Here is a 23,352-nt window from a genome sequence, read left to right on the forward strand (position 1 = left end):
AAAAAAGCTCATTTATAATTCGATAAATAACAGTTTTTCTATTCAACTTCTCTTTGCTGCAATTGATAAAAACCCTGCTATACTTTCTCGTGTTAGATGCACTAATTGTTGCGATTTTGTAGTATATCGGTAAGAAGAAGTAATATTAAACATGTGCACACAACCCTTGCTCTTCCAAGGATTTTGAACTAGTTGCCCAAGGACAATTGTGAACTCGACGAATAATACAGACTCTCAAAATCTAGATCCAAATGCTTCAGAGGTCGAAAAACTTCTCGACGAATCCGCAGAGGCAGAAGAGAAAGTAGATGATCATACGCCCCCTTCAGAACTTTTTATTCTCCCTTTGAATAAGCGTCCTTTTTTCCCTGGTATGGCAGCCCCTCTCCTTATAGAGGCAGGCCCCCATTATGAAGTACTTACACTATTAGCAAAATCATCCCAGAAACACATCGGTCTTGTCTTAACAAAAAAAGAAGATGCCAACACTCTAAAAGTTGGTTTTAATCAGCTTCATCGAGTGGGCGTATCCGCGCGCATTTTACGCATAATGCCTATTGAAGGCGGTAGCGCTCAAGTGTTATTGAGTATAGAAGACCGTATTCGCATCGTTAAGCCAATTCAAGATAAGTATCTAAAAGCCAAAGTCTCCTATCACAAAGAGAACAAAGAGCTGACTGAAGAGCTAAAAGCTTACTCAATTAGCATCGTATCGATTATCAAAGATCTTCTAAAACTAAACCCTCTGTTCAAAGAAGAGCTACAAATTTTCCTTGGCCACTCTGATTTCACTGAGCCAGGGAAACTCGCAGATTTCTCCGTTGCTTTAACTACAGCAACACGAGAGGAACTTCAGGAAATTTTAGAAACCACAGACATGCATGATCGCATAGACAAAGCATTGGTCTTACTCAAAAAAGAGTTAGATCTAAGCCGTCTGCAAAGTAGTATCAATCAAAAAATTGAAGCGACCATCACAAAAAGTCAGAAAGAATTTTTCCTAAAAGAACAACTTAAAACAATAAAGAAAGAGTTAGGGCTAGAGAAAGACGATCACGCTGTTGATCTTGAGAAGTTTATGGAACGCTTCAATAAACGAGACGTTCCTCAATACGCCATGGACGTTATCCAAGATGAAATGGATAAATTACAAACCTTGGAGACTTCTTCAGCTGAATATGCAGTCTGCCGCAACTATCTCGATTGGTTAACTATTGTACCTTGGGGTATCCAAACCAAGGAATACCACGATTTGAAGAAAGCAGAATCTATCTTAAATAAAGACCATTACGGTTTAGAAGATATAAAACAACGCATTCTTGAATTGATTAGTGTAGGCAAACTAGCAAACGGTATGAAGGGAAGTATTATTTGCCTAGTGGGGCCTCCAGGAGTAGGGAAAACAAGTATCGGCCGAAGTATTGCAAAAGTGTTACACCGTAAATTCTTCCGGTTCTCTGTAGGAGGAATGCGTGATGAAGCAGAAATCAAAGGACATAGACGGACCTATATCGGAGCTATGCCAGGGAAACTTGTGCAAGCTTTGAAACAAAGTCAGATTATGAATCCTGTGATCATGATTGATGAAGTCGATAAAATTGGCTCTAGTTATCACGGAGATCCAGCTTCGGCCCTTCTTGAGGTATTAGATCCCGAACAAAACAAAGACTTTTTAGATCATTATTTGGATGTCCGCGTAGATTTATCTAACGTGCTCTTCATTCTAACCGCAAACGTATTAGATTCCATCCCAGACCCTCTACTGGACCGAATGGAAGTATTGCGTTTATCTGGTTACATTCTGGAAGAAAAATTACAGATAGCCACTAAATACCTCGTACCTCGCGCAAGGAAAGAGATGGGACTTTCTGCACAGAATGTGACTTTCCAACCAGAAGCTCTCAAGCACATGATCAACAACTATGCTAGAGAAGCTGGAGTTCGTACACTGAATGAAAACATTAAGAAAGTCTTACGAAAAGTAGCTCTTAAAATTGTTCAAAACCAAGAGAAAAATCTTTCCAAGAAGTCGCGGTTTACAATCACGCCAAAAAATCTACAAGATTATCTTGGCAAACCAGTCTTTTCTAGCGATCGTTTCTATGAAAAGACTCCGGTAGGAGTTGCCACAGGCCTAGCATGGACTTCCTTAGGAGGAGCAACCTTGTACATAGAAAGTGTTCAAGTCCCTTCTTCATCAGGTAAAGCGGATATGCATCTAACAGGTCAAGCTGGGGATGTGATGAAAGAGTCTTCACAAATAGCATGGACCTATCTTCATAGTGCTCTAGAACGTTATGCTCCAGGACAACCATTCTTTGAAAAATCGCAAGTCCATATCCATATCCCAGAGGGAGCCACTCCAAAAGACGGTCCCTCTGCAGGAATTACTATGGTAACGTCCTTGCTTTCTTTACTTTTGGATGTTCCTGTGCTTAATAACCTCGGCATGACTGGAGAGCTCACCTTAACAGGCAGAGTTCTAGGAATTGGAGGTATCCGGGAAAAACTTATCGCAGCAAGAAGATCGAAATTGAATATTTTAATCTTCCCTGAAGATAACCGTCGAGATTACGACGAGCTCCCCGCATACCTTAAGAAAGATCTCAAGGTACACTTCGTCACCCATTATGACGATGTATTCAAGATTGCTTTCCCTGGGGTTTAAATCGCGTTCTCTGAGCTGTAAGGCTCAGAGAACCTTCTCTCTTATTCTCAACAAATCAAAGTTTAGTATAATCCGCCTTCGAGACAATCCAGGAGGCTATTATGCAACTTCCGTCTATTATTCAGTCTTTCTTCTTCCCTAAAGCTCCCCCATCTCCACTTAAAAAACCTATTTATCAACAAACTGAACGCATCATCAATATAGCTTATCTTGTTCTGTTATCCCTATCTGTTGTAGGAATTATCTCTGGAGTATTCCTTTCCCTTAGCTTCCCCCTATTAGGCGCAGGCATTTGTTTAATCTCTTTAGCCGTAGGTTCCTGCCTACTTGTTTTGTTTCCATTGCTCCCGGATATTGAAAAAATAATTGCTCGAAGAGAACCCAAGGTCTCGATTACAACTAGCTCCCCATTACCAACATTAATGCGCTACTTCAAATCGATTGGCCTTGGAAAAGCAGCTCATTAGCTATCTGATAAAAGGAGATCTTTCGTACAAGCTCTCCTTCTTGTGAAAGCTTCTTATCCTCTCTTATTTATAAAACTTTTTAACTAGAAACTCCTACCTGTTATCACCGACGAGCTTCTTTTCACTCATAACGAGCTTTTTCTTGTGTTTAGGCTTAGTGGAAGTTATAATTTTTCTCTGAAACTGTGGAGAGACATAAGAAATTGTTTTCATTCTCGTCTTATTTATATCTTTGCAACAATTCCATCCCTACATTCCAAAACCTCTTACCTTGCAAGCAAGAGGAAGTCGCTTGTTAGGGCATAAATGATTTCACCTTGAGAGATCTCTTCCTTAAAGAGGATATTGAATGAGTTATCGTGGATTAACTATTCTAGGCTGTTCAAGTCAACAACCGACTCGTCACCGTAATCACGGAGCATATCTACTCCGTTGGAATGGGGAAGGGCTTTTATTTGACCCAGGAGAAGGAACTCAACGTCAATTCATTTACGCTAATATTGCCCCCACGGTAGTTTCTCGTATTTTCATTAGTCATTTTCATGGAGACCATTGCTTAGGTTTAGGTTCCATGCTCATGCGCCTTAATCTAGATAGAGTTTTACATCCTATACACTGCTATTACCCTGCTTCAGGGAAAAAATATTTCGATAGACTTCGCTATAGCACTATCTATCACGAAACAATTAAAGTTATAGAGCATCCTATCGATCGTGAAGGTATCGTAGAAGATTTTGGTAATTTTCGAATAGAATCTCGCCAACTAGACCATCTTGTTGACACCCTAGGGTGGCGCATTACAGAGCCTGATACAACAAAATTTATCCCTGAAAAAATTAAGGCAGCAGGCTTGAAAGGCCCTATCATGCAAGAGCTCATCAATAAGGGCCAGGTAAAGGTTAATGACACTATCGTCCATTTGGACGATGTCAGCTATACGCGTAAAGGAGACAGCATTGCTGTTGTTGCGGATTCCCTTCCTTGCCAAGCTATTGTCGACTTAGCAAGAAATGCTCGTATCTTATTATGCGAAAGTACCTATTTGGAAGAACATTCCCATCTCGCTAAAAGTCATTATCACATGACTGCCAAACAAGCTGCGGAACAAGCAAAGCGCGCAGAAGTGCAACAACTAATTCTCACACATTTTTCTGCACGCTACAATACGACAGAAGAATTTGTCCAAGAGGCTGGAGAAATTTTTCCCAATGTATTTGCTGCAGAGGAATTCTGTAGCTACGAGTTCCCTAAAAACCCTAGTTAGCGCATATACTGTTGGAAACAACCCGAAAGCTTCTTAGCTCATAAGTACAGCAGGTTTGGGAATGATTACATCCTTTTATGCATTTTTAGATTACCTAAAAAACATGAAAGCCTCCTCCCTTCATACATTAAGAAATTACTGTATGGATCTCAGCTCTCTAAAATGTTTTTTAGAAAAAAAAAGCGATCTATCTCCAACTCCCCCCCTCTCTCTCCACGACAATACCTACGACTATCCTCCTCTCTCTTTCTCTCTGTTTACCAAAGACAACATCCGTCTTTATCTTCTAGAACAAATCCAAACGCATCATTCAAAGCGCACCGTACGCCGTCGACTATCTGCTATTAAAAGTTTTGCTAGATTTTGCGTAAAAAACCAGTTAATACCAGAGAATCCAGCGGAAATGATTCGAGGGCCTCGCCTTCCCCAAGAACTTCCTTCCCCACTCACCTACGAACAAGTCCTTGCCCTAATGGCTGCTCCAGAATTAGATAAAGTTACAGGATTCCGAGATCGCTGTTTACTCGAACTCTTCTATAGTTCAGGTCTAAGAATCAGCGAGATTACCGCTCTGAATCGTGCTGATATCGATTTCCAATCACACCTTTTACATATCCGAGGGAAAGGGAAAAAAGAACGAATCGTTCCTATGACAAAGGTAGCCGTCCAGTGGTTACAAGACTATTTAAACCACCCAGATAGAGCCTCTGTAGAACAGGATCATCAAGCTTGTTTTTTAAATCGATTTGGAAAACGTCTATCTACTCGCTCTATAGATAGAAAATTCCAACAATATCTCCTTAAAACAGGATTATCCGGATCTATTACTCCTCACACAATCCGTCATACTATTGCCACTCACTGGCTAGAGCGCGGGATGGATTTAAAAACCATTCAACTCCTGTTAGGCCATACTTCTCTTGAGACGACAACCATTTATACTCATGTTTCCATGAAATTAAAAAAACAGATCCACGATGAAACTCACCCTCACAACTTAGAGGAGTAACTACACCGGCAAACTTCTTGTACTCTAAGAAGGTCTTTGTTATCCTTTTGTCCATGAGTATTGTTCTTGATAAAATCGGTAAAACATTAGGGACACGAGTCTTATTCGACGATGTGTCTGTCGTATTCAACCCAGGGAATCGTTACGGCTTAACAGGCCCTAATGGAGCTGGGAAATCCACTCTATTAAAAATTATTACAGGCTTGGTAGAACCTTCTCGAGGAACTATTTCCTTGCCCAAGAAGATTGGTATTTTGCGTCAAAATATCGATAGCTTCGGTGACGTGATCGTTTTAGATTGTGTGATCATGGGGAACTCTCGCTTATGGGAGGCTATGCAACGTCGAGATGCCTTATACGCGGAAGAATTTACCGATGCTGTAGGAATGGAACTCGGTGAAATTGAAGAGATCATCGGCGAAGAAGATGGTTATCGTGCAGAGTCTGAAGCTGAAGAGTTGCTTCTGGGTATTGGCATTCCAGAAGAATTTTTCTCTCAGAAAATGGCTACTATTCCTTTAGACTTACAATTCCGCGTCCTCCTATGCCAGGCTCTGTTTGGCCATCCTGAAGCTTTGCTTTTAGATGAACCGACTAACCACTTAGACTTACATTCTATCAATTGGTTAGGTAGTTTTCTTAAAGACTATAACGGCACGGTTATTGTAGTTAGCCACGACCGCCATTTCTTAAATACCATCACAACACATATCGCCGATATCGATTACGATACTATCATTATCTATCCAGGCAACTATGATGCCATGGTTGAAATGAAAACAGCCTCTAGAGAGCAAGAGAAAGCTGACATCAAATCAAAAGAGAAAAAAATTGCACAGTTGCGAGAGTTTGTAGCCAAATTTGGTGCCGGATCGCGGGCAAGTCAAGTGCAATCCCGTCTGAGAGAAATTAAGAAGCTGCAACCTCAAGAGCTAAAAAAATCTAATATTCAAAGACCTTATATCCGTTTCCCTGTGTCAGATAAAGCATCTGGAAAAGTAGTCTTTTCTATAGAAGGTATTAGCAAAACATATGATGCAGATCCTTTGTTCAAACCCTTCTCTTTAGAGATTTATCAAGGGGATAAAATTGGCGTGATTGGAAACAATGGGTTGGGGAAAACAACTTTAATGAAGTTGTTGGCAGGATTAGAACAACCTTCCCAAGGTCAAGTCAAGTTGGGGCATAATGTAGCCTTTTCATATTTCCCTCAAAACCACGCTGATATCCTGAAGGATTGTGGCGAAGAAACACTATTCGAATGGTTACGCAGACGTAAAACAGAGATTACAGATCAAGAGGTTCGAAGCGTTCTTGGGAAAATGCTCTTTGGAGGAGATGACGCCTTCAAACAAGTTAAAGCTTTGTCCGGAGGAGAAACGGCTCGGTTACTAATGGCCGGAATGATGCTAGAGAATCACAATATGCTCATTCTTGATGAAGCGAACAACCACTTAGATCTTGAGTCTGTTTCCGCTTTAGCTTGGGCCATTAATGACTACCCAGGGACAGCTATTTTTGTTTCCCATGACAGAACACTAATAGATGAGTGCGCGACTAAACTGCTGATCTTTAACAAGGGAACTATTTCCTTTTTCGGTGGCCCGATGTCCGAGTATTTAGCTAGCCAGAAAAAATAAATCGCTCATTGTAAGCAGGAAATAATTGGAGTCACGTGGAAGCTCGGTTAGTTTTAGGATCTTCGTCAGAAAGAAGAAAAGCTGTTTTAGAGAGCTTTCGTATTCCCTTTATTTGTGTATCTCCAGATTTTGACGAACGCAGTATTGTTTATTCTGGAGATCCTTTCGAGTATACAAAGGAACTAGCTTGGAACAAAGCTAACGTTGTGCGCTCTCAAGGGTTTTCAGATGCTTTAATTATCACTGCCGATACCGTTGTTGTTTATAAAGGAGAGGTTTTCAATAAACCTGAATCTGAAGAACATGCTGTGGAGATGCTGCGTACTCTTAGCGGCTCTTCTCACTCCGTCATCACTACGCTTGTTCTTATGCAAAATGAAAAAGTGCTGTCGGCATCAGAAAATACTCAAGTCTCTTTCATTGACATCCCCCCGCAGCATCTTAAAACCTATGTCCGATCTTTTTCCTCTCTGAAGCGATGCGGAGGATACTGCGTACAAGATGGTGGTGGGTTAATCATCAAACAAATAGAAGGTTGTGTATATAATATACAAGGATTGCCTATAAAGACGCTGAACCAGTTGCTCATGGAGTTTAACATCAGCTTATGGGACTATCTCGTCTAGCCTTCATTAGTTTCCTCTCTTTTACACTCTCAGCCAGCTGTGATTTTCCTTCCTCAGTTTCTCAGAGAATCTTGTTTTCTTGCCAAAAATCAGTCCCTCAAGCTCTAGAAGCCTATCTCGAAGCTTCAGCAACTTATCAACAACACGATTTCTCCGTATTACGCGTAATAGCAGAATCGTATTTACAACAAAGCTTTCTCTCTGAGGACACCTACATACGTAAAAGTGCAATTATTGGAGCAGGGCTATCTGGTTCATCAGAAGCTTTAGAGTTACTGTCTGAGGCTATAGAAACGCAAGATCTCTATGAGCAACTACTCATTTTAAATGCTGCAACCAGCCAATTAAGCAAAACTTCTGACAAACTTTTATTCAAGGGATTAACAGCTTCTCATCCTGTCATCCGCTTAGAAGCTGCTTATCGTCTTGCCTGTATGAAAAATAGCAAGGTAAGTGATTACCTTTATTCTTTTATCTACAAGTTACCAGAAGAAATTCAAAACCTAGCGGCAACTATTTTCTTACAACTCGAAACAGAAGAAGCTGATGCTTATATTCATCATTTGCTCTCTTCTCCCAATAACCTGACAAGAAACTATGTTGCCTATTTAATTGGAGAGTACAAACAAAAAAGATTTCTTCCAACACTACGCTCTTTACTTACAAGTGCCTCTCCTTTAGATCAAGAAGGCGCTTTGTATGCGTTAGGCAAACTGGAAGACTCTGGTAGCTATCCTAGAATTAAAGCTCTAAGCTCTAGATCCAATCCTGAAGTAGTACTCGCTGCAGCTCAGACATTATTATTCTTAGAGAAAGAAGAAGAAGCTCTACCGATCCTAACCAACCTTTGCCAACAAAAACTTCTTCGAGCCCTGTATACCGCACGTTTCCTCTCGCAAGAGAAGGGTGAAGAGCTTCTTCTTCCAATCTTTTATAACGCAACACAAGAAGAAATTAGACTGAATACTGCTTTAGCACTTGTTCATCAAGGGTGTACAGATCCTCAAGTCCTCCACTATCTAACAGAAATCTTAGAAAGTAAAGTTCTCCATCGCATATTTTTACCTACTCACTCGACAGGAAAAGCTATACAGTTCTGGAAAGAATGCACCACTTTTCCTCTCATGAGCCAAGAAGACAAAATGAGAACGTTGGCTATGTATCGGGTAGCGGAAGATACCATCCTCTCAGCGTTACTAAAATTACCCAATGACGCCTATCTTCCTTACCTAGAGCGCATCCTCGCCTCACAAAAAACTATACTAGCAGCTAAAGCTATTGCTTTTTTATCGGTAACAGCTCATCCTCAGGCACTTTCTTTAGTCTCGAAAGCTGCATTAACTCCTGGAGACCCTATCATTCGCGCTTACGCTAATCTAGCTTTATATACAATGACCAAAGATCCTGAGAAAAAAGCTGTGCTATACCGATATGCTGAACAATTAATAGAGGATACCATTTTATTCACAGATGCTGAAAATCCGCTTCCCTCTCCAAGCTCTTCTTATTTACGCTACCAAGTATCCCCTGAGACCCGCACACAACTTATGCTAGCTATTTTGGAAACCTTAGTTTCTTCCAAAACGGATGAAGATATCCGCGTTTTTCTTTCCCTAATGAAAAAAACCCATTACAAAAATATCCCGATCTTATCAGGATTGTTAATGAGAATAGTGGAGTGATCTGGAGTGAAACGATTTTTCCCACTTTTTATTGGAGTGCTGCTCGCGCACACTTTGCCGTCAGAAGGTCTTTCTCATCAACAAGCTGTCCAAAAAAAAATTTCTTATCTGAGCCATTTTAAAGGCATTACAGGAATTATGGATGTTGAGGATGGGGTATTACATATCCATGATGATCTACGTCTTCAAGCCAATAAAGCCTATGTTGAAAATCGCACGGATTGTGGGATCAAAATCGTTGCTCATGGCAACGTTATGGTCAATTATCGCGGGAAAATTTTAATTTGTGATTATCTTGAGTACTATGAAGATACAGATTCTTGTTTACTCACCAATGGCCGCTGTTCGTTATACCCATGGTTCATTGGAGGATCCACTATAACGATCTCACCATCTTCTATTATCATTCATAAAGGGTATATCTCGACTTCTGAAGGTCCTCAGAAACATATTTGTTTATCCGGAGATTATTTAAAATACTCTTCAGACAGCGTATTATCTATGGGACCCTCACGTCTTTCTATCTGTAATACGCCTGTGTTATTGCTTCCTCAAATCTCCATTATGCCTATGGAGATTCCTAAGCCTCCGATTACTTTTCGAGGTGGGAGTGGAGGATTTCTGGGATCCTACTTAGGTGTTAGTTATTCCCCTATATCTAAAAAGCATTGTTCTACGACTTTGTTCTTGGATAGTTTTTTTAAACATGGAATAGGTCTCGGCTATAACATGCGCTTTTCCTCTCAGGAAAATCCAAGCAATGCCATAAATATTAAAAGCTATTACGCACATCGATTAGCTATTGATTCATCAGGAGCAAAAGATCGCTATCGATTACATGGAGACTTCACTTTTTCCAAAGAACGAGCCCATCTTGCTGGTGAATTCCATTTAAGTGATAGCTGGGAAACAGTTGCGGATATCTTCCCAAATAACTTCTCTTTAAAAAATACAGGCCCTACAGAAGTTAGCCTATCATGGCGCGATAACAATTTATTTGGGAAAATGACTTCCTCTGTCAAAGTCAACTCCTTTCAAAATGTTAAACAAGAATTGCCTCAAGCAATTCTTCATCACCGACCAGTACGTATCAGGCGCTCTCGCATTTTCCTAGAGAATCGCTTAGAAGCTGGTTTTTTAGATTTTCATTTCAGTAGTAATATTCCAGGCTCTAACTTCTCATCATGGAGGTTCTCATCCGCTCACAAAGTCTACCGTGGGCTTGTTCTTCCTATAGGAACGTTAACCCCTTCGCTATCTGGAACTGCTATCTACTATACCCGCATGCTCTCCCCAAATGCAGCCCATTGTCAATTATCTGGATCGCTATCTTTTGATTATCGCGTTGCTTTACAAAAAGAATATCGGCATGCAAGACATATTGTAGAGCCTTTTTGCTCCTTTTTAAAAACCACTCGTCCTGTATTATCCTCTGATGAGCCTCATATTTTCTCGATTAAAGATGCTTTTCACTCTATCAACCTTCTACATGTAGGATTGGAGTCAAAAGTCTTAAACAAACATTCCACTCCTTCGCATCTGAAACTATGGACGACCTATATCTTTGATGAACCTCACGCTAAGGACACTTTCCCTAAAACTGCTTGCTGGTTCTCTCTTCCTCTTACACTCCAAAATACTTTATCCTTAGATGCGGAATGGATTTGGAAAAAAAGCCGATGGGATCATCTCAATGTAATCTGGGAATGGATTTTGAATGATAATCTCGGTCTTACTTTAGAATTTTTACATAGAAGTAAGTATGGCTTTATTAAGTGCGCTAAAGATAACTACACACTCGATGTAAGCCGATCTTTAGACACATTACTAGCCTCTCCTCTTTCCGATCGAAGAAATTTGATTACTGGCAAACTTTTTGTTCGTCCACATCCTCATTGGAATTATAATCTTAATCTTCGTTATGGATGGCATCGTCCAGACTCTCCATCCTATTTAGAATACCAGATGATTCTGGGTCATAAAATCTTTGAGCACTGGCAGCTATTCTCTGTCTACGAAAAACGTGAAGCTGATAAGCGCTGCTTCTTTTATCTAAAATTAGATAAACGAAAACAGAAACACCGCCATCCTTTTGGATAACAAAAAAAACCAAACTAGTTTGTCCAACCAGTTTGGTTTTTTTTTCTTATCGAAGCCTCTTTCTACTAGAAAACTTATTCTTCAACATCTTGAATTAAATCTTCAACATACTGCTGAGGAAGAGGCTCTCTATTCTCTCCCTTCCCTAAATAGCTTGTGGCAAATGATAAGATTAAACATCCTAAACAAAAAGCTCCAGCTAACCAAGCGGTTACCTTTTTCAAAATTTCTGGGGTGGATACTCCAAATACAGAATCTCCGGAATCGACACCGAAAGAAGACCCTAATCCCGTGCTCTTACTCTCTTGAACAAGAACAAGTCCACACAGAATTAAGCATAACAAAAGGAATAAGAACAAAAAAATGTAAAACAGAGCAACCACCCTATCCTCCTAAAAAATTACTGGGGGAGCATACAAAAAAACTAGCACTCCTAAACACGCCATTCCTATGCCATAGCGTGGCGTAAGTATAAGCGAAGCGAACAAAACTTTAAAGTCACCAGCTTCGAAGAGCACTTATAGCAAGTTCCTATGAACTATAAACCTCGTAAAATGCTGTATTTTCGACGAATCTTTTCTAAGTTATTCTTGAACTGTTTTGTTTTGTCCTTGTCTGACATTCTATCAATATACAAGACGCCATGAAGATGATCAGTTTCATGCATTACAATTCTTGCTAAAAAGCCTTCTAAAGCTAAAGAAAACTGCTGCCCATCTAAGTTTTTCGCTGATACTGTAATCTTATCGGGTCTAGCTACCTCTCCTCTTAATCCTGGGATGGATAAACACCCTTCATTTCCATAAACCAACTGCTCAGATTTTTGAGTAATTACAGGATTAATGAATACCCTAGGAAAATCACAGAAAACGAGTTCCCCATCTTCTAATTCTCTTTCTACTCCCATAATGAACAAAGAAATACTTTGTCCTACCTGTGGAGCAGCTAACCCTACTCCCTTATAAAAAGCCATTGTCTCACTCATATCGAGTACGAGTTGCCGCAGCTCATCCGTGATTTCAGTTACAGGAGCCGCAACTTTACGTAAAATCGGGCTATCGTAATACTCAAGATCTCTAATCATAATCCCACAGATCCCTATACAAAGTCTCAAAAAGATAGGCCGTTCCGATAAACCTATGATCTAAAAAATTCCCTAGCGTCTTCTGACATAAATTACAGGTTATTCTTCCGTGAAGTCGTTCACTGACTAGTATCGTCAAAGTGAAGAAAAAGTTTCATTCATACAAACACCGAGAAGAGTGCTATGAAATCCAAGACACCTAGAGCAGACATTGTGATGGAAAAGAAGATATTTGGAAAGAGAAGTCTTCCTTTCGCTGAATAGCGAAAACCTTCTAAATATCTTTTAATAAGTGGAAAATTTTCAAATACTCTTCTAAAAAAATGGTCTCGGGTCTGGTCTTCTCTGAAAAACCTAACTGCTCCAAAACCTGAAAGACCTTATCTTTTGGATACAGATTTTTCAAAGAATTGGCTAACAGCTTGCGTCTTTGACCAAATGCCGCTCGAGTCAATGTAAAGAACTCTTCTATTTCAGAATCAGCCAATGCAAACTGCTCGTGAACTCGCATATGGACAACAGCCGAGTGCACACTTGGCTTGGGATAAAAACAATTCGGGCTAACTTTAAAAGCATATTGCACATCGGCGAAAAAGCTTAAAAAGACCGTTAACGAGCCGTAGTCCTTATCTCCAGGTTTGGCGGTAATCCGTCGAGCCACCTCATCTTGGATCATTACCGTAACCGTTTTCCAGCGATATGGGCATTCTAGAAAAAACTTGGTTAATAAAGGGGTAGTGATATGGTAGGGAAGATTCGCTACTATACGTCCTTTCCCTTTCCAACCTTTATCCTCTAGGGATGTCAGAGGGTATTTACAAGCATCCGTAATCTCAATATCCATTGGCAACTGAGACAGAGACTCTTCAAACATAGGGTCTTTTTCCAGAGCAATTACATTGGCCCCTTGAGAAAGTAGAACTTCAGATAATGCTCCGAAACCTGGACCAATTTCAAGAACCCAATCACCTGGCTGCACTTCTGCTGTTGTAAGAATTTTTCTTAAGATGTTGCCGTCTACCAAAAAATTCTGAGACAAAGCCTTCTTTGCTCGCCCATTCACTGATCTCAGAAAAGAAGTTAACTGTTCTATAGAACTCCGTGCCACCCTTCCCCGCCTTTTTTATAATAAAGAAAATAGCTGGGGAGCATCTTCTGCAAGAAGTTTAGTTATTGTAGCTGGATCAAATCCGTACCGAGCATGTAACTTATTTTTATAGTTAGCCTCTTCTTCCGCCGCAAACTCCATCATAAGCTGTTGCTTCAACTGAGCTTCCATCTTATCAAGGGGATCTAAAGTTTTTGTAGCACGATTAAACAATACAAAAAGTTTCAACCCAGACGCATGTTCGAGAACCTTTCCACATCGCTCTTCAGGAAAATTGATCTCTTCTAAAGATTGTCGGTGCGCAACGGACAACTGAGCATCCTCGCGGAAGAATTCTTCTGAGCACATCAACTGCCCCCCTTGAGAAAGGACCAGCGCAGTCAATCGCTCTTTATCCCAAGAAGAGCCTTCATTTAGACGCTCTTGAACTTTCCCTGCAATTTTGTGTGCTAAAAACTCCAAACCAGCCTTAATAGTCAATACCCGATACGTCCATTGTGTGATCTGGGCAGCCTCGTCAGCAAGCTTTTGATAATACTCTCGCACCATCCCCGGAGTTACTTTTAACATCACACGTGAGCGTACCATCATTCCTTCTACGCGCTGAGCTACTAAGATCCGATGCACAACGTTAAAAACGTCTTCCGGAGTCATATCAAAAAACTTCGCGAAAGGAGACAAATCACAACCGAACATCGCTTCTATCTCTTGATTCACTGAGGTAGGGTCTATAAAAATCTTCTTAGCCTTAGCATCTGCAGCCATGAGAAACTCGTTAATTACCGTTTCCAGAACCACAGGCCACATAGCAGAATAATATTGAGATCTTGCAGATACAGAATCTACCAACTGCGGGCAAGTCGAGTAAAAAAGAATATTCAACTTGCGAATCACATCTAAAGTCGTGACGACAGTGTCTTCGTCTACCTTAAATAACACCCGATTATGGATGGCTACTCCAGAAGGATTTTGCTCAAAGGAACCAGACGAGAAAGCTCCCTCATAGCCAAAAGCGATTCCAGAAAAAATCGTGATCCCTAGATAGCAAGCTATAACAGCACGTTTCACTACTCGCATCCTTGATTTGTAGTTTTTAGGTAGAAAAACCTTAAGAATTTTGGGTTGTTCCTCCTCCCCTTTTTCTTTGGATCTTACCGCCTCCCTAGAGATGTGGCAAACACCCAAACAAAGCAGCTTATATTCTAAAAAAGAACCTATCCTCGTCCTAGGTAAAAGCTATAGGGGAGGAGGGACCCAGCCGTCAGAACACTTTTAACAAAAAAGCGTTATATCCTCAAGCCAAAGGAAACAAAAATGTATTTTTTTGGAATTTTTTCACTTAAATATCGAAAAGAGGGGTAACTAAGAGCAAAACACGCGTTTAGCTGAGTTGAGACATAAACTCATAGAAATGCTTTAAAGAAGTAAAAACTCTACCACAATCCTTATCCAAGAGATAAATTTTTGTTGGAAGCCCCTCTTTTGAAGGAATCAATCGTTTCTCTCCCTCTGGAAGATATGCACTTAGAATCTCACGATCTTTGGCAGTCAACCAAACCAAGGAAGTATGGGGAAGAAAAATCCCTTTAAAACAATCTAATACCTGTGCTCTATCCCCTTCATTCCCTAAAGAAATAAAAATCTTCCGATGTTGTTTGGAAAAATACTCTTGAGCTGCAAGCAAACTTCCCAGAGAGGAAAATTTATGTTTTGCCCACTTTCCTTGAACGCATTGTAAAATGTCTTCTGCGAACGTTAGATAATGTCGTTTACCTGAAATGATATGCAATTTCAACAAGCCTTGGCAAAGCAAAGCATTGCTCGATATAGCGTCCCCATCTACAAAACAAGCTTTCTTTATCAACAAAGAAGAATCCCTTCCATCCGTGGAATAAAATCCCCCTGTATCGGCTCGGAAAGACACCAATACTTCCTTCGCCAGCTCTTCAGCTAGCACCAACCACTTAGCCCCAGATCCTATTTCAAATAGAGCTAAAGCTCCCATAATCATGGCAGCATAATCCTCTAATCCTGCAGAGTATTTGGACTCTCCCTGTCTCCATCGACGCAATAAACGGCCATTCTTATACAGATTGTTCGCAATAAACTCTCCACATCTCTCTGCCACCACAAAACATTCTGGTTCTCCTAGAAGAATCCCTGTTTTTATCAGAGAAAAGATTCCCCAACCATTTTGGAAAGTGAAAGACTGATCATCTTTGGAAGCTTGAGTTTTCCCTTCCCTATAGACACGTAATTTTTCTCGTGAAGCTTCTAATTTCTTCTGAAATTCTTCCAAAGAACAATGATAACGCTCTTCAATCTCTTTTCTATTCATGTAAGGAGAAACGTGTAAGATATTCCGTCCGTTACAAATTCCTTCCCTAGACACATCATAGTACTCGCAAAACATCTCTGCTTGCTCTCCTAACAGAGAGCGAATCTCTTCCCCGGACCACGTGTACTGGCTATCAATATCGGTTCCTGCCCACTGTTGACCGTATTCAGAAAGATAAAAAGATCCTGATTTAGGATCCGTTAGCTCTTTAATTAAATAATTAAGAACCCGTTTCGCTACAATGACGAACTCCGGATTTCTCATATATACGCCGGCTTCAGTATAAACAAGCATCATAAGAGCATTGTCAAAAGCTCGCTTTTCAAAGCACGGAATCAACCAACGATCATCTATAGTGTAACGGAAAAAACCTCCCGCTAAATGATCAAAGATGCCCCCATTTGCCACAGATTGTAGAGATCTATTCACGAAAAAAATAGCCCGACTATCTTGATACTCTGCTCCTACCCGCAAAAGAAATAAACTAAGCAACCCAGGCAATATCTTAGGAAATGACTTCACACCTCCAAATTGCGCATCCACATCGCGATAAATAGCTTCTGTCACCCTCTTTAAGCATTCTTCTTCTAAACACTCTTTTTTACAAGAACACCCTTCTAGAAAGGCGGCTACTTCAAGAACTCTTTCTGCCTGTTGAACAAATACCTCTCTATCCTCTCGATCTTCCCACATGATATGTAACTTTTCCAACATCTGGACAAAGGACGAGGCTCCCATTTTCCCTGCAAAGCTAGCATATCCCAAGCTAAAGAAAGGCAAGAGATTGGGGGTAAGGAAAACATTCAGAGGCCATGTTGGAGAATCTTGTACCTCTCCGGATACGGAAAGCATCTGAGATAATTCGAAATATAGATTTGCCAGATGAGGCAATTCTTCCTTATCTACCTTAATACAAACAAAATACTCGTTTAAAATCGCTGCAACTTCAGGGTTTTCATAATTTTCCTTAAGCATGACTTGGCACCACTTAGAGTGAGTGCACCCTATAGACAAAAAAATCGGTTTATCCTCTGCAGAAGCCTTTTGGAATGCTTCTGCCGACCAAGGGTACCAGTCCACAGGAGTATGAGCATAAAGAAGAAGGTATGGGGATTTTTCGGTAATAAGTTTATTCGTGAAAGGCTGGTCTGTCGTCATGATAAAAAATAAAAAAAACAAAAGGTATACTTTTAATTTTAAGATCAAAAACTATACTTTCCTAAATATTTTACTCGACAAAACCTAATAAAAAATGGTTATAAACAACCCAAAATCCCTTTTCCCTTCATTTTCTAATAACTAAATAGGGAATTCTTGATCTTAAACTATAATAAGCGTTACCATACGTCCTTTTATTGCCGAGTCTCTTTACGGAAGAGTGGCAGAGTGGTCGAATGCATCTGATTCGAAATCAGAAGTCCCTCAACGGGGACCGGGGGTTCAAATCCCTTCTCTTCCGAATTTTCCTAACTATCTTATCTGTAACCTTTTACCTTTATTAGGCGTGGTAAATACGCTTTTTTGGTAAAATGGAGGGGTTTGGAGGAAGAGACTTCTTCTAATCCCTCTCTTCCTAAAGAATTTACAAATTTTTTAGTTTGATAGTAGAAACATATGCCTGTAGTACAGAAACCTTCAGTTTTGGAGTACGCTCCTGTTTCTCCTTCTACGACTTCTGATTCAAAAATACCAAACCACCGATCTGGAGCCTCTTGTATCAAGATCTCCATGATTTTGGCATGTTCTCTTCTAGCGGTCGGCATTATTCTCGCAATAGCCTTGCTTGCTTCCCCTGGAAGTCTTGCCTATGTCTTAGTAGCTGGTATATTAGCTCTTCATGCCGTTTTAGCCCTTGCTTTAGGATTATGGATCTCCTCATCAACCAAGCATGCACTACTGAGTGAAAACTCCGGTACCGAGCTGATTACAATAAAGAAACAACAATAAAACCCACTCAACCCAGAGATCTTTTATGGCTACACCGATTACTGTACCGCCTTCTTCAGCGTCATCACAATCTTCTCCGGACGTTTCCCCACATTTATCTTCCGCTTCTGCTAAAAATGCAATATACAACACTAAACAGGGAAGACCTTGGCCTGTCATAGTAAGCCAAATCGCTCTTTTAATTATGAGAATTTCCTCTATTATTGTGCTTGGATTAGGAATAGCGTTTCTGGCATCGAATCCTATGTTAGGATGGAGCCTGCTTATTGCAGCGATTACCCTAGCGATCTCTTCTCTATTATGTGCTATTGCAATCTCCGTCTACCAGACTCTAACTATCCGAAAACTACAAAGCGAAGTCTCCTCACTAGAACGCCAGTCTGGCGTCATCTTTATAGAAGAAGGTGTCGAAGACGCCCTTCTATCCTTTGAGAGTCCATTCGCAGGATTAGAAGATGACCTCGTATCTCCTATCTCTCCACCACTCTCTCCTGGGGATCGCTCTTATATAGATCATCTGGTGATGCAAGCCGAAGCTAGAAGCCTCGAAGAGCACTGCTAATGCAGCTTGCTCTTCTACCCTTAGAGGGCCTTGGACAGAAGGGCTCTCTTCGGAAAATCTTATTTTCCGATAAATAATCTTCGTACAGATCGTCCTTGAACTACAAGAGCGATCTTCACAATTTTACCAATAAGAAAAGGTAAAACTCCTATTTTAAAAGCTCCGACTAGATCAAGAGAGTTTGAAACTCCAATACTCTTCAGAAAACAGGCAAGCCATAAAGCTCCTAAACAGAGGCTAACCCCTCCGCCAACGAACAAAATCATCGCGACAACCCACGATCTTGCTTCGGATCTTCCAAACTTACCATACAACCAAGAAATGAGCGCTACTACAGGTACAAAAGAAAATAGATATCCAGCAGTAGGTCCACAAAACACTGCTATCCCACACATAGGACTACAAAAGACAGGGAAGAACAACCCCTCTAACAAATAGGCCACTACTGTTGTAACAGCCATCTGTGGAGTCATAACAAGCCCTAAACAAAATACCCCCAGAGTCTGAAATGTAATAGGAACTGGGGTAAAAGGGAGACTTATACTGATCTTAGCTAAACAAGCTAAGAACAAGGACCCGGCGATAACCTTCACAAAAGGATTACTTATGAGAGTTTCTGAGTATTCTTTAGTAATGCTCTTAGCAACCATATCCCTTCCACAAATTCACCGAATCGACACTAAGGTATCCGGCCTTTAAACCAACTACAGACATCCTTCAACTTCCTCTGAAGTTTTGCCTAGATAAGGATAGCTACAGAAGGAAAAAAGCAGCCGCACCATAATATAAATATGGCGCGAAGCTTTCTGGAAACGATCTCCATGGAGATTTGCCCAGAAAAACTTTCTCCAGTCTAAATGAAAGGATTTTTTAATGCATGCAAAAATTTTTCTTTGCTTTCCTATTTCTGCTCTCTCTTCACAAGATCGCGAATATATTGCTCCTTTTTCCAAGCCCATTCTTTCTCAGCTTTTTCTCGCTCCCAAGATAATCGTTCTTCTTTAAAAGCCAACTCTCTTTCCCGTAATTCTAAATCTTTTCTCTCCAAAAAACTTGCCTCTTCTTCTTTGCGCTGAAAAGACTCTGTACATTGCTGTAAAGCATTGAGAACGTCTTTTATCATGCACTCACTAATCATTGCGCTCTCTTCCACACGATCTCCTATCGTTTGCTCAGAGATAGGCTGTTCATTGCTAGACAAAGAATCTTGAGTAGAAACGTCCTCTAAAAAATCCTCTGAATCTTTTTCAGCAAGGATTTTTTTTAATAATTCACAAAATTCCAAAGAATCTGTTACTTCATTGAATAAAGACTCATATACCCCAATTTCTTTGCATATTTCTTTTAGAATCTCAATAACACGCTGTTCTTTCTTTCTCTCTAACTCCAGTTGACTGTTGGCTGATTCAACTGCTGAAATGAATGTCATCCTTCCATTAGATCCCCTATAAAGGCCCTCTCCGCTACTTTCCAGTGTAACTAGCAAGCATAAGCAACCGACGGAACCAAACAAGAATGCTTTTCTCATAAATGTAGTGAAATCTCCCTATTGAATATAGACACAAAAACCCTTTATTACCTCTGTAAAAAGACGTAATAAAGGGCACAGTTCATCTCATTTTAGAAGACAGATAGGCTTTTCCTATCTGCCAAAATCAAACTTATTATTTAGTGATGATCCTCACTATATCACTGCCGGCATACGCTAAGAAGCTCTGTTTGCAAAGTAGCCCTACAAGCTAGAATGTCTGCTAACTCATCTCTTCTCTGCAAATCTCGTATAGAAAGAGGTGGACGCACCGCATCACACTCAATCATTTTCTGAGCTGCCATTAGAGCTTTGATCCCTAAAGGATTCGTAGATAAGTTGAGCCAAGAACAAACTTTCTTCCAAGCTTCAATAGGACGACCTTGAGCAACATAATCTCGAGCTAATTCTGGCCAAACGTTAGCTAGTACAGAAATCACTCCAGATGCTCCAGATAATCGCATATCTGGCCACAGATTGTCGTCACCACAAAACACTCTCAATCCTGACTCAGCAAAAAGCTCACAAGCCTGAGCAGACCCTCCAGAATCCTTAACTCCTATGCACAAAGGATGTGATACAAAAGATTTCACGACCTCTGGATACAAAGACACGCCGGTACGAATAGGATTGTTATAAAGAATGATAGGCTTTCTACTTACACTCAAAATCCTATCAAACCAAGCTTTTTGTCCATTAAGCCCAGGTCTCGTATAAAGAGGAGTTGGAACAAGGAACCCATCTATAGGCCATTGCTGTGCAAAATCAATCCAAGACATAGTTTCCTGAACAGACGTTGCCGTCACTCCTACAAATATCGGCACATTCAAGTTAAGCGTAGAAACAAACGAAAGAATAGAAAGCTTCTCTTCATACGTTAGAGACAACCCCTCTCCTGTACTACCAAATAAAATAATGCCGTTACCGGCGTGCTCTTGCGAACGAACGACACTCTCTAAAGCAGCGAAATCTATAGACAAATCAGCCTTAAAAGGTGTAATACAGGCCCCCAAGACACTCATAAAATACTCCTATTTAAATAGGCAATCGTGCAACAACTCGGTTACAGCGACCCCAAAATCCTTATTAATAATTAAATTAATAACCGTATCCGTTTGACTCCAACATAAAACTGGAGTTCTGTGTAGAGCCTCAAAGACTCTAGACATACTCCATGAAGCTAGCTTCGCTCCCACTAATGCAACTAAAGATAAAGGCCCCTCACAACTTACTGTACCAAAAGCTTCAAGAGCCTTTGTTATAGTCTGAGGATACTCTTCCCAATCTATAGTGAAATACACTCCTAAACTTTGAGCCATGACAACTCCTGGAACAAATCCCAAGCTTCGTACACAACCCAAAACATCCTCTAGTCTCACTAGAGGAGAATTGTATTCTACAAACCAAAGAGCTTGATTCGACTTCAATGAGAGTGCTTTGATCACAGGACCCTCTGTACTCTCATTTAATGAAGCGCAAATCCAAGTCCCTTCTTTGGTTACATTAAATGTTGAAGTCACAAAAATAGGCACCTTCGCTCGAACACAAGGCTTTAACATATCTTGGTGCAATACCTTAGCACCAGAACTTGCTAACTCCTGCATCTCTTCAAAGGTTAAAGAATCTATGAGTTGTGTATCTTTCAAAATTTTTGGGTCGGCAGTATGCACGCCACAAACATCTGTATAAATACGCAACTCTCTTGCTTTACACAGTTCTCCTATCAGAGAGGCAGAAAAGTCACTCCCCCCTCGACCAAGAACTGTAGTTTTCCCTGAAGACGTTGCTCCAAGGAAGCCTTGCATAAGGTAAATAGCATCTTCTTGTAATGCCAACTCACCCCAAGCAGTTTGCATCAAAGCTAAATCTGGAACCGCCCGCAAAAATTGCGAGTCGGTGAGAATTACTTGACGAGCTTCTAACCGCTTAAGCGGTAACACATAGGTACAGCAGTAGCTACAAATCAAAGTCGAAGATAAATCCTCACCTATAGCCAAAATCCTGGCTTGATCTTCAGAAAGAAGCTCTTCTATATCTTCAAAATGTTCCAAGATCTCCCAAAAGATAGCTAGAGAAACCTCTATACCTAATTCCTTTGCTATTGATTCATGTCTTTCTCGAATCTTTTCAGTCAATGCCGCTCTCTTCCCTTTAGGAAGCCGACAAAACTCTTCTAACCAATCCGTAACACCAGCTACTGCGCTAACAACAACAAAAGAAGGTCTTTCTTCTTGTATAATCTCGCAAACTCGTCGAATACTTTGGGCTGTGCCCACACTTGTTCCACCGAATTTACACACAAGAGGAGCTGTTTCTTGTCTAAGCATACGTCAGCCTCTCTTGATGAACGAATCCTCCTCTATCTCGGAAAAGATTCATATTCGCTATCAAAGCTCCTGCAGCTCCTCGAACCAAATTGTGCAATAAGATACACATCTTAATAGTTCGCGTATTACCGCCGTAAGAAATGGGCCCTATATGTAATCGCATATCATCATGAGCTAGATCCTTTCGAACCTGAGGATGCCAAGGAGAATCATAAAGAACATAGGTAGCCGAATCCTTCTCATAACAAGAAGTTATCTCTTCTAAATCGACCTCTTGATCAAACATAACGTGTACAGAGATGACATGCCCATGTGCAACGGGAACACGATGTACAGACGCAGTTATAGAAAACTCTGCAGGAAAACCTGGCTGTCCTAAAATTTTTACAGTCTCTCGGAGTATCTTCTCTTCCTCTCCTAAGATATAAGGCACAGTGTTTCCAATTAAATCTAAAGAGGAAACTCCAGGATATCCAGCCCCACTAGCTGATTGTAAAGTGATAACATGCACATGCTCGATATTAAACAACAGCAGTGGCTTAAGAGCCAGAGCAATGCCTGAAACACAACAATTAGAATTAGTAATAATCTTACCTAAAAAAGGCTGTTCTTCTAACAGAGACAAATGATCACTGTTTATCTCAGGAATTAAAATAGGAACCGCTTTATGCATACGATAGGCGGTGGCATTAGAAAACACTATCTTTCCCGAAGATAAACAAGTAGTTTCTGCTGAAAAAGCAACAGACGAAGGAAGACAAGATACAACAATATTTGATTCTATCTCTTCAACGGAGCGAATAGATAAATCACGAACAGACTCTGGCATCTCCATTAATGGCTCTTGCCATAAACAAGCAGATTCGTAACGCAACGCATGCTTCTCAGAAGAAGCTCCTAATTCAGCAATTTCCCACTGTTTATGATTTTGTAACAAAGCAATAAGCTTTTGTCCAACAAGGCCTGTAGCACCTAAAATCGCAATGCGCATCGTCATTCTTA

General features: G+C 40.5%; 22 protein-coding genes and 1 tRNA gene. 11 read left to right on the forward strand and 12 right to left on the reverse strand.

The window, feature by feature from the left end; genetic code table 11:
* Window positions 1-208: 208 nt before the first annotated feature.
* The 8 genes from lon to CTA_RS01885 all read left to right on the forward strand — a co-directional run bounded on the left by lon (window position 209) and on the right by CTA_RS01885 (window position 11,456).
* Window positions 209-2,668 (forward strand): endopeptidase La, encoded by a 2,460-nt coding sequence (gene lon / locus CTA_RS01850; RefSeq protein ID WP_011324694.1) that lies wholly within the window; start codon window positions 209-211, stop codon window positions 2,666-2,668.
* 101 nt (window positions 2,669-2,769) lie between these two features.
* A complete protein-coding gene (locus CTA_RS01855; RefSeq protein ID WP_009871696.1) occupies window positions 2,770-3,135 on the forward strand; it encodes a hypothetical protein in 366 nt (121 codons plus the stop codon).
* Window positions 3,136-3,484: 349 nt separating this feature from the next.
* The gene (locus CTA_RS01860) at window positions 3,485-4,399 is read left to right on the forward strand and encodes a ribonuclease Z (RefSeq protein WP_009871697.1); all 915 of its coding nucleotides are present in this window, start codon (window positions 3,485-3,487) and stop codon (window positions 4,397-4,399) included.
* A 61-nt stretch (window positions 4,400-4,460) separates the two neighbouring features.
* Window positions 4,461-5,408, forward strand: coding sequence for a tyrosine recombinase XerC (xerC, locus tag CTA_RS01865; RefSeq protein WP_009872581.1), 948 nt, complete (start codon window positions 4,461-4,463; stop codon window positions 5,406-5,408).
* 53 nt (window positions 5,409-5,461) lie between these two features.
* Window positions 5,462-7,048, forward strand: coding sequence for an ABC-F family ATP-binding cassette domain-containing protein (locus CTA_RS01870; protein ID WP_011324695.1), 1,587 nt, complete (start codon window positions 5,462-5,464; stop codon window positions 7,046-7,048).
* 35 nt (window positions 7,049-7,083) lie between these two features.
* Entirely contained in the window at window positions 7,084-7,674 is a 591-nt protein-coding gene (locus CTA_RS01875) for a Maf-like protein (RefSeq protein WP_009871700.1), read from the forward strand.
* The gene (locus tag CTA_RS01880) at window positions 7,656-9,356 is read left to right on the forward strand and encodes a HEAT repeat domain-containing protein (protein ID WP_009871701.1); all 1,701 of its coding nucleotides are present in this window, start codon (window positions 7,656-7,658) and stop codon (window positions 9,354-9,356) included. Before CTA_RS01875 ends, CTA_RS01880 begins: the two co-directional genes overlap by 19 nt.
* 6 nt (window positions 9,357-9,362) lie before the next feature.
* Complete coding sequence (locus CTA_RS01885; protein ID WP_011324696.1) at window positions 9,363-11,456, forward strand: hypothetical protein; 2,094 nt, start codon at window positions 9,363-9,365, stop codon at window positions 11,454-11,456.
* Between the two features lie 74 nt (window positions 11,457-11,530).
* On the opposite strand, the gene secG is transcribed toward CTA_RS01885, so the two are convergent.
* The 5 genes from secG to CTA_RS01910 all read right to left on the reverse strand — a co-directional run bounded on the left by secG (window position 11,531) and on the right by CTA_RS01910 (window position 17,144).
* Window positions 11,531-11,839 (reverse strand): preprotein translocase subunit SecG, encoded by a 309-nt coding sequence (gene secG / locus CTA_RS01890; RefSeq protein ID WP_009872586.1) that lies wholly within the window; start codon window positions 11,837-11,839, stop codon window positions 11,531-11,533.
* A 155-nt stretch (window positions 11,840-11,994) separates the two neighbouring features.
* Complete coding sequence (gene def, locus CTA_RS01895) at window positions 11,995-12,540, reverse strand: peptide deformylase (protein ID WP_009871704.1); 546 nt, start codon at window positions 12,538-12,540, stop codon at window positions 11,995-11,997.
* A 274-nt stretch (window positions 12,541-12,814) separates the two neighbouring features.
* Complete coding sequence (rsmA, locus tag CTA_RS01900; protein WP_009873749.1) at window positions 12,815-13,648, reverse strand: 16S rRNA (adenine(1518)-N(6)/adenine(1519)-N(6))-dimethyltransferase RsmA; 834 nt, start codon at window positions 13,646-13,648, stop codon at window positions 12,815-12,817.
* Window positions 13,649-13,663: 15 nt separating this feature from the next.
* Complete coding sequence (locus CTA_RS01905; RefSeq protein WP_011324698.1) at window positions 13,664-14,725, reverse strand: hypothetical protein; 1,062 nt, start codon at window positions 14,723-14,725, stop codon at window positions 13,664-13,666.
* 304 nt (window positions 14,726-15,029) lie between these two features.
* Window positions 15,030-17,144, reverse strand: coding sequence for a thioredoxin domain-containing protein (locus CTA_RS01910; protein ID WP_011324699.1), 2,115 nt, complete (start codon window positions 17,142-17,144; stop codon window positions 15,030-15,032).
* Window positions 17,145-17,358: 214 nt separating this feature from the next.
* On the opposite strand from CTA_RS01910, the gene CTA_RS01915 reads away from it, so the two are divergent.
* Window positions 17,359-17,445, forward strand: a tRNA-Ser gene (locus CTA_RS01915).
* Window positions 17,446-17,461: 16 nt separating this feature from the next.
* Here CTA_RS01915 and CTA_RS04960 read toward each other — a convergent pair.
* On the reverse strand, window positions 17,462-17,716 hold the full coding sequence (locus tag CTA_RS04960) for a hypothetical protein (RefSeq protein ID WP_009871708.1): 255 nt from the start codon (window positions 17,714-17,716) through the stop codon (window positions 17,462-17,464).
* On the opposite strand from CTA_RS04960, the gene CTA_RS01920 reads away from it, so the two are divergent.
* Complete coding sequence (locus tag CTA_RS01920) at window positions 17,601-17,933, forward strand: hypothetical protein (protein ID WP_010725169.1); 333 nt, start codon at window positions 17,601-17,603, stop codon at window positions 17,931-17,933. The genes CTA_RS04960 and CTA_RS01920 overlap by 116 nt on opposite strands.
* Window positions 17,934-17,958: 25 nt before the next feature.
* Window positions 17,959-18,495, forward strand: a complete 537-nt coding sequence (locus tag CTA_RS01925) for a hypothetical protein (protein ID WP_010725170.1) — start codon at window positions 17,959-17,961, stop codon at window positions 18,493-18,495.
* A 59-nt stretch (window positions 18,496-18,554) separates the two neighbouring features.
* Here the strand turns inward: CTA_RS01925 and CTA_RS01930 are convergent, their stop codons facing one another.
* The 6 genes from CTA_RS01930 to asd form a co-directional block, all read right to left on the reverse strand.
* Window positions 18,555-19,145 carry a biotin transporter BioY gene (locus CTA_RS01930; RefSeq protein ID WP_011324700.1) on the reverse strand — a complete coding sequence of 197 codons (591 nt, stop codon included), beginning with the start codon at window positions 19,143-19,145 and terminating at the stop codon, window positions 18,555-18,557.
* 54 nt (window positions 19,146-19,199) lie between these two features.
* Window positions 19,200-19,454, reverse strand: a complete 255-nt coding sequence (locus CTA_RS01935) for a hypothetical protein (protein WP_009871712.1) — start codon at window positions 19,452-19,454, stop codon at window positions 19,200-19,202.
* Window positions 19,397-20,023, reverse strand: a complete 627-nt coding sequence (locus tag CTA_RS01940; protein WP_009872284.1) for a hypothetical protein — start codon at window positions 20,021-20,023, stop codon at window positions 19,397-19,399. The genes CTA_RS01935 and CTA_RS01940 overlap by 58 nt, the downstream gene beginning before the upstream one ends.
* A 161-nt stretch (window positions 20,024-20,184) precedes the next feature.
* Window positions 20,185-21,045 carry a 4-hydroxy-tetrahydrodipicolinate synthase gene (dapA, locus tag CTA_RS01945; RefSeq protein WP_009871714.1) on the reverse strand — a complete coding sequence of 287 codons (861 nt, stop codon included), beginning with the start codon at window positions 21,043-21,045 and terminating at the stop codon, window positions 20,185-20,187.
* Window positions 21,046-21,054: 9 nt separating this feature from the next.
* Window positions 21,055-22,350 carry an aspartate kinase gene (locus tag CTA_RS01950; protein WP_011324701.1) on the reverse strand — a complete coding sequence of 432 codons (1,296 nt, stop codon included), beginning with the start codon at window positions 22,348-22,350 and terminating at the stop codon, window positions 21,055-21,057.
* Window positions 22,343-23,347 carry an aspartate-semialdehyde dehydrogenase gene (asd, locus tag CTA_RS01955; protein ID WP_009872598.1) on the reverse strand — a complete coding sequence of 335 codons (1,005 nt, stop codon included), beginning with the start codon at window positions 23,345-23,347 and terminating at the stop codon, window positions 22,343-22,345. The genes CTA_RS01950 and asd overlap by 8 nt, the downstream gene beginning before the upstream one ends.
* Window positions 23,348-23,352 lie beyond the last annotated feature (5 nt).

Source organism: Chlamydia trachomatis A/HAR-13 (assembly GCF_000012125.1).
GTDB classification, from domain to species: Bacteria; Chlamydiota; Chlamydiia; order Chlamydiales; family Chlamydiaceae; genus Chlamydia; species Chlamydia trachomatis.

Coding starts and splice junctions, on each gene's coding strand:
- CTA_RS01855 (WP_009871696.1), top strand. CDS start 2,770: ATGCAACTTCCGTCTATTATTCAGTCTTTCTTCTTCCCTAAAGCTCCC.
- CTA_RS01860 (WP_009871697.1), top strand. CDS start 3,485: ATGAGTTATCGTGGATTAACTATTCTAGGCTGTTCAAGTCAACAACCG.
- xerC (WP_009872581.1), top strand. CDS start 4,461: ATGATTACATCCTTTTATGCATTTTTAGATTACCTAAAAAACATGAAA.
- CTA_RS01870 (WP_011324695.1), top strand. CDS start 5,462: ATGAGTATTGTTCTTGATAAAATCGGTAAAACATTAGGGACACGAGTC.
- CTA_RS01880 (WP_009871701.1), top strand. CDS start 7,656: ATGGGACTATCTCGTCTAGCCTTCATTAGTTTCCTCTCTTTTACACTC.
- def (WP_009871704.1), bottom strand. CDS start 12,540: ATGATTAGAGATCTTGAGTATTACGATAGCCCGATTTTACGTAAAGTT.
- CTA_RS01905 (WP_011324698.1), bottom strand. CDS start 14,725: ATGCGAGTAGTGAAACGTGCTGTTATAGCTTGCTATCTAGGGATCACG.
- CTA_RS01910 (WP_011324699.1), bottom strand. CDS start 17,144: ATGACGACAGACCAGCCTTTCACGAATAAACTTATTACCGAAAAATCC.
- CTA_RS01920 (WP_010725169.1), top strand. CDS start 17,601: ATGCCTGTAGTACAGAAACCTTCAGTTTTGGAGTACGCTCCTGTTTCT.
- CTA_RS04960 (WP_009871708.1), bottom strand. CDS start 17,716: ATGGAGATCTTGATACAAGAGGCTCCAGATCGGTGGTTTGGTATTTTT.
- CTA_RS01925 (WP_010725170.1), top strand. CDS start 17,959: ATGGCTACACCGATTACTGTACCGCCTTCTTCAGCGTCATCACAATCT.
- CTA_RS01930 (WP_011324700.1), bottom strand. CDS start 19,145: ATGGTTGCTAAGAGCATTACTAAAGAATACTCAGAAACTCTCATAAGT.
- CTA_RS01935 (WP_009871712.1), bottom strand. CDS start 19,454: ATGGGCTTGGAAAAAGGAGCAATATATTCGCGATCTTGTGAAGAGAGA.
- CTA_RS01940 (WP_009872284.1), bottom strand. CDS start 20,023: ATGAGAAAAGCATTCTTGTTTGGTTCCGTCGGTTGCTTATGCTTGCTA.
- dapA (WP_009871714.1), bottom strand. CDS start 21,045: ATGAGTGTCTTGGGGGCCTGTATTACACCTTTTAAGGCTGATTTGTCT.
- CTA_RS01950 (WP_011324701.1), bottom strand. CDS start 22,350: ATGCTTAGACAAGAAACAGCTCCTCTTGTGTGTAAATTCGGTGGAACA.
- asd (WP_009872598.1), bottom strand. CDS start 23,347: ATGACGATGCGCATTGCGATTTTAGGTGCTACAGGCCTTGTTGGACAA.